Source organism: Mesotoga sp. H07.pep.5.3 (genome assembly GCF_002752615.1).
In the GTDB taxonomy this organism is placed as follows: domain Bacteria; phylum Thermotogota; class Thermotogae; order Petrotogales; family Kosmotogaceae; genus Mesotoga; species Mesotoga prima.
Map to the genome: position 1 here is coordinate 568,341 of NZ_AYTV01000012.1, position 12,177 is coordinate 580,517.

Below are 12,177 nucleotides of genomic sequence, written 5' to 3' on the forward strand. Positions count from 1 at the left end.
GCGGGTTCCCTCTACGTAATCCATTTTGCAACAGGTATGAAGTATCTGTGAGGTAGTCTTTCGGGGTTGGGAATTACTCTAACAGTGTATGCAAGCTGCCCTTCTTCAGCTACGGTGAATTTGCCTCCATAGACATATTCGCCGTGAACATCTTCCTTAACTAACTTCATGGGGTAAAGACTAAACCCGTCCATTTCTCCTTCGTCATTCATCTTTGCCACGAAGATCTCGACCTGAACCTCAGAAGGATCCATAGTACCGAGATATATGTTCGCTGAAACAGAAATCTCCTGTCCTACCTTAACGGACTTTGCAGAAGTCTCACCTATCATATTGGGCTTGATTCTTATGGCATTCCAGCTCGAACTGAATTTGTCTTTCCAGATGGCAACACTCTTCGCGAGTTTGAAATCATCTTTTTCGACTTCTTTGGAAAGATCGGCGACTGGAAAATATAGATCCTCAGCATAGTCTGCGATCATCCTGTGAGTATTGAATTTGCTTCCGATTTCTTTGATAGAGTTTTTCATTCTCTTTGCCCACTCTTTGGCAACTCCCTTTTCGTCTCTAGAGTAGTAAAGGGGAATTATCTCCTTTTCAAGTGAGCTGTAAATGGAAACGGAATCAATTCTATCCTGGAGCTCGTGGTCCTCGTAATCTCTATTGTCGCCGATGGCCCAGCCGTTTACTCCGTTGAAGCCTTCTACCCACCAGCCGTCTAGAACACTGAAATTCAGAACTCCATTCATACCAGCCTTCTCACCACTGGTTCCACTAGCTTCATGAGGTCTTCTTGGCGTATTGAGCCATACATCGACACCGCTCACCAAGTGTCGAGCTATGTTCATGTCGTAATTTTCGACTATAATGATTCGACTTTTAAATTCAGGAGTCCTGGAAATTTCATAAAGCTTTCTTATCAGTTCCTTTCCAGGGTCGTCTGCAGGATGAGCCTTCCCGGCAAAGACAAACTGAACCGGTCTTTCAGAGTTCGTTATTATCGACTTCAGCCTGTTGATATCCTTGAAAATTAACGTCGCCCTCTTATATGTGGCAAATCTCCTTGCGAATCCAATCGTAAGAACATCCTCGGGAAGAGCTTCTTCGACTTCCATAAGATCTTCTATGGTTTCGCCAAGTCTCATTCTTTGCCTCTTGAGCCTACCTTGGAGAAAGTTTCTGGCCCTGGATTTTAGCGACATATGCAATTTCCAGATCTCCTCTTCGGGTATTTTGTCCACTGCCTCCCAGATTTCGGGGTCGTACACTTTTTCGTGCCAACCGACAGGCAAATATCTGTCAAGAAGTTTGACCAGATTTGGGTTCAGCCAGGTCCAGATATGTACTCCGTTTGTAACATGAGATATTGGAACCTCGACAGCCGGCAGGTCGGGGTAGATATGATTCCAAAGGTTTCTGCTTACCCTTCCGTGAAGTTTGCTGACTCCATTAGCTAGAGCGGACAATCTAAGGGCTAGAACGGTCATACTGTATTGCTGGCCTCCGCCCGGAAGTCTTTCAATCCCGAGATTTATGAATTCATCTCTCTCGGCTCTTATTGTGCTCCAGAAATCGCGGAAGTATTTGTCGATTATCTCGAGGCTGAACGTGTCATTTCCGGCGGGCACAGGAGTGTGAGTAGTAAAGACGTTGCCTGATTTGACAATCATTGAAGCTGTGGATAAATCTATCGAATTCTTCTGAACCAGCTCTCTGATTCTCTCGAGAGAAAGGAAGGCCGCATGCCCTTCATTCATGTGCCAAACATTCGGCGAATAATTGAGCATTCTGAGAGCCCTCACTCCGCCGATGCCAAGGAGAATCTCTTGTTTTATCCTAGTTTCCCGGTCACCGCCATAGAGTGTAGCAGTTATGTTTCTGTCTTCCGGCTCGTTTTGGGGAATGTCTGTATCAAGTAGATAGAGAGATGTTCTTCCCACGGCTGTCTTCCAGATTTTCGCCCAGACTTTCCTGCCTGGAAAGTCGATGTTAACAAATATCTCATCTCCCGAGTCATCCTGTGCGGGAACTACGGGGAAGTCTTCAAATTCATAAGAGTGGTATATGTTCTGTTGCCAGCCCGACTCGTCGATTCTCTGTTCGAAATAACCGTTCCTGTATAAAAGACCGACGGCAACGAAGTTCAGTCCCATATCACTAGCAGTCTTCAAGTGATCTCCAGCAAGAATCCCAAGACCCCCGGAGTAGATCGGGAAAGATTCATGAAAGCCATATTCGGCACAGAAATACGCGATACATTGTTCCTTTCTGTCCGGATGTTCTCTATCCATCCATGTATCTTTCCCACCCATATATTCATCAAACTCTCCTACAACACTTTCATACATCTCAATAAATGGTTTGTCTTCGGAAAGCTCATAAAGTCTGGTTTGACTTATCCTTCGAAGAAGCCTTATGGGACTCCTTCTTTCCTGATACCACATTTCTGGATCCATGTATTTGAACATCTGTTGAGCGCGGTAGTTCCAACTCCACCAAAGGTTCTTTGAAAGTTCTTCAAGTCTTCTTAGCTTCTCCGGTAATCGTGGTACCGCCATCACTCTTTCGAGGAAGTACATAGCAATAACCTCCTAATTCTGGCAATTCTGTCCAATTATACCTTTTTATGCAAGTCTGTGCTTTCCTACTATCATTTCGCTCGCCATTTCTACGAATTGCTAGCAGAGCTACAAAAAAGGGAGCCTAGCTCCCTTAATTCTATCTAACTTTCGCTCTTCCATTATGGTCTTTTACGGATACCTCTTTTCTTGTCGAGTCTTCTCTTATAGGCAGAAATCTTCTCGCCGCTATCTCTCATGAACTTGGCTAGTTTCTTCTCGAAATCCTGGCTTGTAGGCGCCTCTTCTGAACCTTTGCCTTTCAAATCCTTTATAGACAGCTCCCACTTTCCGTCTTTCGTAGTTCCGAGAACCTTTGCTTCCACTTTCTGACCAACTTTGAGATAGTCTTCAATGTTCTTCACGTACTCCCTTGCGACTTTTGAAATGTGGATGAATCCCTCTTCTCCGCCTTCAAGATTTACGTACGCTCCAAATTTCTTAACAGAAGTCACACTTCCCTCAACAACGGTACCCACTTTCACACTCACATGACTAACCTCCAATTGACTATATACTTGAGTTTGCGCAAAACGCTTGCTCAGTAATTGTCTCCGTATTTGTTTCTGAACTTCTGTACTCTTCCCTCAGTGTCGAGAATCATAGAAGACGCATCTCCGCGGAAGAAGGGATGGCAGCTCGAGCAAAGGTCGATCTTGATATTTTCCTTTGTTGAATAAAACTTGTGCTCCGCGCCACACGTACACTTTACAGTCACTAGCTTCATCTCAGGGTGCATTTCTTTTTTCATCGGGGCTTCACCTCTTCATGTTGTAATTTGCACAGAATTCATTATATCATAGAGAGGAAAGCGTGTCAAAGACTTAATTATGGCTGAATGCTGTACTGGAACGGTGAGTAATGATGATTGACGATATATTGAACTTTGTGAAAGAGGCCGCTTCTTCCCAAGGATTTTACGCCTTTTATAGTAACAGAAAGGAGCGTGTCGAGAGTTTAAATAGGGCTCTAAAGAGAAGCCCTGTAAGTAGTACAACGATTGCAAAAATCCAAAGGAGCATAAGCGGATTGGCCCATCTCTCTTATGAAGAGGTCGAATTTTCGATCGACATACTCCGCGAAAGAGACAGGGCACCCGAAGAAAGGGTTGAATATGCTTCTACACTGTCCAAAGCATCAGTCTCAGATATGGGGCACCTGCTTTTTTTTGTGGATCCGAGAAACAATCCTCCAGTTACTGGCCCGGTAAAAGAGAGAATTCAATCAATCGATGATTACAAAGAATGGCAATCCCTAACTCGCTCAGTTGGTGAGCATGGGATTCAGGATTTCGTTATGCTCGAAGCGGCTTTGCTTTTCGAAAGGGAGGAGAATGATAGAAGCTCCAATCTCTCTGAAAGACTAATAAGAGCTTTATACACAGATATCTCAGAAATGAAGACCCTTAGAAATGCAGTAACTTCTCTTTCGAAATCCGAAAAAAGGTTGCTTAGCAGTCTCAGGTTCACACATCCCTACGTTAAGACGGCCATTATGTCGAATCATTCTAGACCTGTTGTTATTGACGGCAGCAATGTTGTTTTTTCGATGACCGATCATGCCGATCTAAAAAGAATCGATGATCTCTTCCTAAGAATGGCTCTTTGCAGGATTGCTTTGTTCCCTTATAGGATAGTGTTTGATGCAAACATCAGATATACTATCGGCGGCTTTCAGCAGGAGAGTCTCAATAGGCTTCTGTCACTTCCTCAAGTCGAGACATACTCTCCTGCCGATGATCGGCTAATCTTTTTGGCGAGAGAGGGCGGTTCGGCAGTGATAACCTACGACAGGTTCCTGGACCATGCTGCTGAAGATATTACGATTATCAGACCGGAGGAAATCGATGAAAGTCTCAGACTATGATTTTGAGCTTCCGGAAGAACTGATAGCTCAGAAACCAGCCATTCCAAGAGACAGTTCCCGGCTATTGGTTATCGATAGGGAGACATACTCATTCGAGCATAGAGTATTCGCAGAAATCGAGGATTTTCTTCATCCGGGAGATGTTCTTGTCTTAAACAACAGTCGTGTTATTCCGGCAAGACTCCTCGGCAAAAAGGAAACAGGGGCCAAAGTGGAGGCCGTCCTTACGGAAAAGCTTGGCGGGGGCCTCTGGAAAGCCATAGTTAGGCCCGGGTCAAAAATCAAACCTGGAAACGTGCTCTTGTTCAATAAAATTTCCTGCAAAGTAATAGAACACTGCGATGATTCAAGCAGGATACTAGATTTTGGTAGCGTAACAGATGAAGACGTAAAAAAAGCAGGCCTCTTGGCAATTCCACCTTACGTCAAATACTACCCAGACAATCCAGAGTCGTACCAGACGGTCTATTCTCGGCCGGAAGGCTCCGTAGCTGCCCCCACTGCGGGATTGCACTTTACGGATACTCTTTTGGAAAGACTTAGGAAGAAAGACGTCGATGTTCAATTCATTACTCTTCATGTCGGAATTGGCACATTCAGACCCGTCAAATCAGAAACAGTAGACGGCCACAAGATGCACAATGAATTCTTCTCCGTTTCTTCGGAGGTTGCAGAGAGATTGGAGCGAGCCAGAACCGAAAAGAGAAGAATAGTAGCGGTTGGAACTACTACCGTGCGAACCTTGGAGAGTATAGTTGCTCGCCACGGTTGCATCGTAGGTGATAGCGGTCATACGGATATTTTTATCTATCCTCCTTATACATTCAAAGCGACCGACTCTCTCATAACTAACTTTCACTTACCGAGATCTACCCTTCTTATGCTCGTTTCTGCATTCGCCGGGAGGGAACTGATTCTCTCTGCCTACAGAGAGGCCATTTTAAAGAGATACAGGTTCTTCTCGTTCGGTGATGCCTGTCTGATACTATAGAGAAGCGGCTCTGAGATGCTAGAAATTCCCAAGCTGAAGTCTTATACGAAAGAATAAGGCGTCTTCTTTGCGGGAAAAAAGGTGCCCTACTGCTCTTCTTCTTCGAGCATTGGAGAGAAAAAATGCATCCACGTCATCTTAAGGACTATCGCAAAAGGCACGGCAATAATTGCACCAAAAAGCCCCCAGAGCTGTCCGGCGATAACTATCATCAAGATAATTATCACCGGGTTTATCCTGTTGTATCCCTTCATGAATACCAGGAAGAGTATAAACGCAGATGCGTGTACAATCACTAGTATTATCATTAAGGTAATCACAAGAACCAGGTCTTGAGTAGACACTGCCAGCAAGAAAAGAGGAATGAACTCAAGAGGAACACCGACAATGGGTATTAGATTTGTGAAGGCGGCCCACGTACCCATCAAAAGACTGTATTTAAGTCCCATAGAATGCACAACAATGCCAACCACCACCCCAACGATCAAGGCGATTACTACCACTGAAATTACATATCGCTCTAGATTCTTGTAAGTATCTTCGAGGAAGCTTATAGCTATTCCACGCACTTTCTTGGGGTAGAATCTGGGAATAAAATCCTTCACAGTGAGGAAGTAGTAACTCAGGTAAATCGCGCCTACAATGGTAAAGAATAGAACAAGTCCCGTACTGGTTAAGAAGCTTGGAATCTTTTCAAGTATACCAGGCAGAAATTTCATTAGGCTGCTCTGCACTTGAATGAGGAAGTTTCTCACACTTTCGTAGGTGGCTCTTTGTGTTGATGGGTCGATATTTTTCGGCATGAAGTAATCAACTACGTTGCGCCACAGTTCTTGTGAATGAACTACCATTGCATTATCCAGAACCGAAGCTGAAAGCAGTTCCGCCGCTTCTGGGTTAAGATAATTCGAAATGATTTTGTGTATCTCTTCATATGAAGCGTTTTTTTGCTTACTGCTGCTGATAATTACGACATAATCGCTTCTGTTTTTCAGGGTCTCCTCAAGTAAGGCAAGATCCTCATTCAGGTCTTCCGAGTCTGCGGTGATCGGGTCCATGATATCTGAGTAGTAACGTTTGAGATCTTTTGACAGCAGATCCAAGGATTCAACCTCTTCTGGAGAGAGTTTTGAAAGAAACTCCTCTTCGGAAAGAAATCTATCTATGTTTGCATTTACTTCGAAAGAAGTTATTTCGGTCTCTTCAGCGGAGGGAAAGAAGTCTCTCACTATGTTATAGAACTTGGAAGCTTCTTTTGCAACGGGGGTAGTAAGGAACACGATCAGAAGCGTGAGACCCGAAAAAATCACCGCCAGCCCTATGCCAAGAGAGATCGACCTTTTAATGCGAAAACTTCTTTCTGCAAATCTCGCCCATGGCTCCAATATTATGACAACCGTGAAGGTTGCGAAGAGAATCATTGCCGTTTGCAACGAAACTGAGAATACCATAAAAAAGAGAGCCAGGTAGAACAGGGTGAAAATTGCAGCATTGAAACGAGGTTTTTTCAAAATCTCACGACTCACTTTATGCCCCCTTCAAAGGGAGTTTAAAGAGTCTTTCAATCTCCGAAATCTCCTTTGTGATCCCCATAAGCACTATGAGTTTTATTCTTGCTTTAATCGGGGATAGTTCCTGAGCGAAGATTGCACCAATATCGGCCAGACTCTTTCCTCCACCAACATATCCGTAAACTCCAAGAACACGGCCTTTGAAGCACCTTGAAGTAATGATTACCGGAACCCCTTTCTCCTCTATTAGGTATTTTACTACGTGATAGACTTCTACAGGTACATTTCCCCTTCCAAATGTTTCAAGAACTACCCCTTTGAATCCAAGATCGGGAAGTATCCGCAGGATCGAACCGTCGTCTCCTGTAAAGGTCTTTACAAGGGCTATTCTCGATTCGATCTTTTCTACATTGAATACTGCCCTCAACAAAGGCTTTCTAAAGAAAATCACCGTGTCTTCATCCACGATTCCCAGTGGTCCATGACCGGGAGAGTCAAAAGTAGCAACATTGCTAGTGTATGTCTTTGTGACTTCTCTGGCGGCGTGGATTTCATCGTTAAGGCACACCATTGTCCCCATTCCAATCGCAAGGGGACTAACTGCAACTCTAACTGAGGACAATACATTTCTCGGACCATCGGTTCCCATTTCGTCGATGTTTCTCATTGCAGCAGTACAGATAATTGGTTTCTCGCTTCTGACTGTCAGATCTAGAAAATACGCAGTTTCCTCTAGCGTGTCAGTGCCGTGTGTAATAACTACTCCACAAACTTCCTCTCTATCGAGAAGCTTCTGAACTACCTTGGAAAGCGCCCACATCGTCTCGGGATTTATGTATGGGCTTGGAATGTTTGAAAACTCGTAGTGCTCGGTACAGGCCACATCTTTAAGTCCGTCGACGTCCGCCACGTGTTTGTTCAATCCCTGAGCCGGTACAGAAGCACCAGTCGCAGGATCCGTAATCATTGCGATCGTACCACCTGTTGTGACTATAACGACCCTCTGTTTCATAGCCACTTTCCTCCTAGTTTTGTCTTTATTAATGACAGTGTCTTGTGAGTTTCTGGGCCAACAATCTTGATTAGCTCTTCTCTTGTTCTTGGTCTCTTTATCACGAGGGACTTTGCCCTATCCCTTCCAATTCCAGGGATGAACCTCATTTCTCTTTCACCTAGGTTGTTGAGTTCTGTTCCAACTGGAAGACCTGTAACGGATCTCATCCCGTGGCCTATGACTACAAAATCGGTTCTATCCTCAAACCGGACGGGGCTGCCGACAAGAATAGGATATGTACCGAGCGGTCTGCCAAAGTAGATCATCCCCTCGCTAAATTCAGGGATTACACCACGGATGATCGCTCCCAGTGGGAAGGTTTTCTTCAGCATTTCGGCGTCTATTTCCCTTCTTATACGATGTTTGTGTTTTTCGAATAGTCTGTGGTCGATTCTTGGTCTAGTCATATTGAATATCCGGGCGCCAGGAAAGATCATTGTCTGTCTGATGTTGATTCTTCTCAAAAGAAGACCCCTTTCTTGAATTCTGACAAGCTCATCGTAGTCAATGTCGAAACTCTTTCTGCTCTGTCCTGGAAGGCCGTAAAGTAAATTGATTCCCGGCAAGAGCTTCGGCACTCCTTCAACTCTTTCTTTGCCGATTTCGTTCACCAACTCGATTGAAAACATTATGTCTTGTACGCTGCCACCAAGATTGTTCAAGGAACGGACTTCGTCGTCGAAGCTCTCAACCCCGAATGATATGGTGTCGCCGACTGTATTATACCTAACTACGGATTCTATGACCGATCTTGATTCTGACGGATGATGAGCAATAAAGATTGGATTTCCATTGTCAATATGAAAGACTTCAGGTTGGATGATACTCCTTGCTGATTTGAAGAGCTCTTCACTCAAGGATGGATCAAGAGTGTCTCGTCTACGGTCATACCCATATGCAATTACATTTGCACTCCTTCCGAATCTTATTGCCTTAACTCCAACTTGCTTAAGCTTCTCGAATTCAGCGACAATTCCTTTTATACTTCTCCATTCATAGGGGCCATAGAGAATGGATTCAGTACAAAACGAGCAGTATCCATCCAACCTCTCGCAACCAGAGGAAATATCGATTTCAACCATCAGATCCGGGAAACAAGGATGAAGCCTGATTACATCGGCGCCGGCCGGATAAAGTCTGTTAAGAAGAGAGTAACGAGACCCTCCCGAGTCTAGGCCCAAAAAGTCTGCAATTTCAAACTCATCTCTCAAGAGGTAATCTGCTTCTCCAAAATCAGGGGTGAAGGCCGTGGTTCCACCTCTCAAAGTGTACCCAACAGACACCACTGGACCGCTGACGATTTTCGTGGGATCGGAATTTGATTTGAGCAGAAGAGATATCTCGGAACTTGAAATCGGAGTTCCTCCAATATACCTTCCTGAAGTAGTGACTCCCCCAAACACGATTAGGAAGTTATAATCATTGCCTTTCTCCCAGAGTCCTTCTTGCCTTACAGAGTCGATAGTGAGATAATCCGTTTCGATACCTTTCAACAGAAAGGCTCCTGCAATAGCGCGGATCCTTGGAGAAATATAGGGTGGCACACCGAAAGCTGCCGGTTCATCGGTGTATCCGTCTATAATAAGAGCATTCATCGATTACCTCCACGTGCGAGCTATCCCTTTCCAGTGTATAATAAAAATAGCGATTAATGGGAGGGAAAGTTTTGCCTTTTGAAAGACATTGCTCATTTTGTGGAAGATCTGCTGCACAGGTGAAGAAGCTTATTTCAGGAACAGAAGGGTACATTTGCAATGAATGTGTTGATCTGTTTCACGACATTATTCAGCAGGACCAGAAAGCTAAGAAGGAGCCTGGCAGAAAGCTGCCCACCCCAGCAGATATCAAGAAAGAACTTGATAAGTATGTGATTGGTCAGGAGAACGCAAAGAAAACGATCTCTGTCTCCGTGTACAATCACTACAAGAGAGTTTTCAATGATGTAGATGACGTTGAAATTGAGAAATCCAATATAATGCTAGTTGGGCCTACCGGTTCGGGAAAGACTCTCATTGCTAGAGTGCTGGCCCGTATTCTGGATGTTCCGTTTGCAATCGCCGACGCTACCCCTCTTACGGAAGCCGGATACGTTGGTGAGGATGTAGAGAATATTGTTCTAAGACTTCTTCAGTCTGCGAATTACGATGTTGAGAAAGCTCAGCTAGGAATCATTTATATCGATGAGATAGATAAGATAGCAAGGAAATCTCCGAATCCATCGATCACGAGAGACGTATCGGGAGAAGGGGTTCAGCAAGCCCTTCTCAAGATTGTCGAGGGAACTACTGCAAATGTGCCACCTCAAGGAGGCAGGAAGCATCCCTACCAGGAATTCATAAAGGTAGATACAAGCAACATTTTGTTCATAGTGGGGGGCGCTTTTGATGGCCTTGACAGCGTAATAAAACAGAGAGTTCTTGATTCCTCAATGGGTTTTGGAGCAAAGGTAAAGGGTAAGAATCAGCTTAGGCTTGGAGAAGTCCTTCAGCAAGTAGTACCGGATGATCTGATTCAGTACGGCTTGATTCCGGAGTTCGTTGGCAGATTCCCGGTTTTGGCGGCTCTGAATGATCTTGATGTGGAGGATCTGAAGAGGATTATGAGTGAGCCGAGAAATGCGATTCTCAAGCAATACCAGAGGCTTCTGGGACTGGACGGTGTAGAACTTGAGTTTTCGGATGATGCCATGACCGCGATCGCAGAAAGGGCTATGAAAAGAGGGACAGGCGCAAGAGCGTTGAAAAGCGTAATTGAGCAGGTCATGCTTGACATAATGTTCGATATTCCTACCATGAATAATGTTGAGAAGGTTGTTATCAACGAGGATGTGATAAGCAAAAACTCTTCTCCCGAAATAATCTCTAGAGAATCTGCCTGATGAAAGTTCTGGCTCTAGAGAGCTCATGTGATGAAACGGCGGTGGCCATCATCGAAGATGGCCGTCTTTTATCTTCACAGATTTCTTCGCAAATAGATATCCACAAGAGATTTGGTGGGGTGGTTCCCGAAATAGCTGCCAGAAAGCATCTTGAAATCATAGATAGAATGGTTTCCCGTTCGCTCGAAGAAGCCGATCTGGATATCAAAGAGATAGATGTATTTGCTTCAACTATGGGTCCCGGACTTGTGGGATCTTTGCTGATTGGTCTTTCTTTTGCTAAAGGAATGGCGATCGCGATGAATAAACCATTTGTCGGTGTTAACCACTTATTCGGTCATGTCTATGCAAATTTCCTTAGATATCCGCTTCTCAAACCTCCCTTTATGGTTCTTCTCGTTTCTGGTGGGCATACCGAGATCCTAGTTCTTAAAGATTGGGATAGGATCGAACTTGTGGGGAAGACTCGCGACGACGCTGCAGGAGAAGCATTTGACAAAATTGCAAGGCTGCTTGGACTTGGGTATCCTGGAGGGCCGGCAATTCAAGAGGCCGCTGAGAAAGGACAAGCTAGGTATCATTTTCCTAGGCCACTTCGTGAAAAGGGGAATTTCGATTTCTCCTTCAGTGGTCTAAAGACTTCGGTGCTGTACTTCATGAAAAAAAATCCTCTGGCTTCAGTTAGTGATGTTGCCGCGTCAGCTCAGGAAGCAATTGTCGACTCTCTCGTTACCAAGGCATTCGACGCAGCTGAAAGTTTACATCTAGATGAAATAGCCTTTGCGGGAGGCGTCGCTTCGAACTCACTTCTTCGAGAATGGGCAAGAGTGCAATCTGAAGTTAGCGGGATCAAGGCTTACTTCCCACCGGTAGACCTGTGCACAGACAATGCTGCAATGATTGCATTAGTGGCACATGAAAAAGCTAAGAGGGGGCTATTCTCCCCTCTTTCGACAAATGCCGTACCTTACCTAACTTTGGATTTCTTCTAACTATTCAGACTTGCTGGTAGAAGTTGAAGGTTTGCTACTACTTTTAGAAGCTGATGACTTCTTCGAGTCGGTACTGTAGTAGCCCCCGCCTTTAAAAACAACTCCCACATTATTAACCAGTTTCTTAAGATGTCCCCCGCATGCTGGGCAGATCGTAAGGGGTTCATCGGACATCTTCTGGAAGGCTTCGATTTCTTCTCCACAATCCTCGCACTTATACCTGTAAAACGGCACGTGAGTCCCTCCTTCGCATCGAATTTTTCTATT

11 protein-coding genes are annotated in these 12,177 nt (G+C 44.7%); 4 read left to right on the plus strand and 7 right to left on the minus strand.

Annotated features, from left to right (window positions below; translation table 11 throughout):
• Nucleotides 1–11: 11 nt before the first annotated feature.
• From glgP to rpmE, 3 genes are all read right to left on the minus strand, one after another.
• Nucleotides 12–2,579 (minus strand): alpha-glucan family phosphorylase, encoded by a 2,568-nt coding sequence (glgP, locus tag V513_RS06435; protein ID WP_099772077.1) that lies wholly within the window; start codon nt 2,577–2,579, stop codon nt 12–14.
• A 161-nt stretch (nt 2,580–2,740) separates the two neighbouring features.
• Complete coding sequence (locus tag V513_RS06440) at nt 2,741–3,109, minus strand: S1 RNA-binding domain-containing protein (RefSeq protein WP_014730554.1); 369 nt, start codon at nt 3,107–3,109, stop codon at nt 2,741–2,743.
• Between the two features lie 50 nt (nt 3,110–3,159).
• Nucleotides 3,160–3,369 carry a 50S ribosomal protein L31 gene (rpmE, locus tag V513_RS06445; RefSeq protein ID WP_006492482.1) on the minus strand — a complete coding sequence of 70 codons (210 nt, stop codon included), beginning with the start codon at nt 3,367–3,369 and terminating at the stop codon, nt 3,160–3,162.
• 110 nt (nt 3,370–3,479) lie between these two features.
• Between rpmE and V513_RS06450 the strand changes: the two genes are divergently transcribed.
• Both V513_RS06450 and queA read left to right on the plus strand, forming a co-directional pair.
• Nucleotides 3,480–4,484: a ribonuclease gene (locus V513_RS06450; RefSeq protein ID WP_099772078.1), complete on the plus strand. Its 1,005-nt coding sequence runs from the start codon at nt 3,480–3,482 to the stop codon at nt 4,482–4,484.
• Entirely contained in the window at nt 4,465–5,475 is a 1,011-nt protein-coding gene (gene queA, locus V513_RS06455) for a tRNA preQ1(34) S-adenosylmethionine ribosyltransferase-isomerase QueA (RefSeq protein WP_014730556.1), read from the plus strand. The genes V513_RS06450 and queA overlap by 20 nt, the downstream gene beginning before the upstream one ends.
• 86 nt (nt 5,476–5,561) lie before the next feature.
• Here the strand turns inward: queA and V513_RS06460 are convergent, their stop codons facing one another.
• Genes V513_RS06460 through V513_RS06470 form a run of 3 tightly spaced genes read right to left on the minus strand, consistent with a single transcriptional unit; the run spans nt 5,562 to nt 9,635 of the window.
• The gene (locus V513_RS06460) at nt 5,562–7,001 is read right to left on the minus strand and encodes an AI-2E family transporter (RefSeq protein WP_099772079.1); all 1,440 of its coding nucleotides are present in this window, start codon (nt 6,999–7,001) and stop codon (nt 5,562–5,564) included.
• A 1-nt stretch (nt 7,002) separates the two neighbouring features.
• Nucleotides 7,003–7,998 (minus strand): asparaginase, encoded by a 996-nt coding sequence (locus tag V513_RS06465; protein ID WP_014730558.1) that lies wholly within the window; start codon nt 7,996–7,998, stop codon nt 7,003–7,005.
• The gene (locus tag V513_RS06470; RefSeq protein ID WP_099772080.1) at nt 7,995–9,635 is read right to left on the minus strand and encodes a radical SAM protein; all 1,641 of its coding nucleotides are present in this window, start codon (nt 9,633–9,635) and stop codon (nt 7,995–7,997) included. Before V513_RS06470 ends, V513_RS06465 begins: the two co-directional genes overlap by 4 nt.
• 56 nt (nt 9,636–9,691) lie before the next feature.
• Between V513_RS06470 and clpX the strand changes: the two genes are divergently transcribed.
• Both clpX and tsaD read left to right on the plus strand, forming a co-directional pair.
• Entirely contained in the window at nt 9,692–10,918 is a 1,227-nt protein-coding gene (gene clpX, locus V513_RS06475; protein ID WP_180274837.1) for an ATP-dependent Clp protease ATP-binding subunit ClpX, read from the plus strand.
• Nucleotides 10,918–11,910, plus strand: coding sequence for a tRNA (adenosine(37)-N6)-threonylcarbamoyltransferase complex transferase subunit TsaD (gene tsaD, locus V513_RS06480; protein WP_099772082.1), 993 nt, complete (start codon nt 10,918–10,920; stop codon nt 11,908–11,910). The genes clpX and tsaD overlap by 1 nt, the downstream gene beginning before the upstream one ends.
• Here tsaD and V513_RS06485 read toward each other — a convergent pair whose 3' ends face one another.
• Nucleotides 11,911–12,144, minus strand: a complete 234-nt coding sequence (locus V513_RS06485; RefSeq protein ID WP_014730561.1) for an FmdB family zinc ribbon protein — start codon at nt 12,142–12,144, stop codon at nt 11,911–11,913.
• Nucleotides 12,145–12,177 lie beyond the last annotated feature (33 nt).

Coding starts and splice junctions, on each gene's coding strand:
- V513_RS06465 (WP_014730558.1), bottom strand. CDS start 7,998: ATGAAACAGAGGGTCGTTATAGTCACAACAGGTGGTACGATCGCAATG.
- queA (WP_014730556.1), top strand. CDS start 4,465: ATGAAAGTCTCAGACTATGATTTTGAGCTTCCGGAAGAACTGATAGCT.
- clpX (WP_180274837.1), top strand. CDS start 9,692: ATGGGAGGGAAAGTTTTGCCTTTTGAAAGACATTGCTCATTTTGTGGA.
- rpmE (WP_006492482.1), bottom strand. CDS start 3,369: ATGAAAAAAGAAATGCACCCTGAGATGAAGCTAGTGACTGTAAAGTGT.
- tsaD (WP_099772082.1), top strand. CDS start 10,918: ATGAAAGTTCTGGCTCTAGAGAGCTCATGTGATGAAACGGCGGTGGCC.
- V513_RS06450 (WP_099772078.1), top strand. CDS start 3,480: ATGATGATTGACGATATATTGAACTTTGTGAAAGAGGCCGCTTCTTCC.
- V513_RS06470 (WP_099772080.1), bottom strand. CDS start 9,635: ATGAATGCTCTTATTATAGACGGATACACCGATGAACCGGCAGCTTTC.
- glgP (WP_099772077.1), bottom strand. CDS start 2,579: ATGTACTTCCTCGAAAGAGTGATGGCGGTACCACGATTACCGGAGAAG.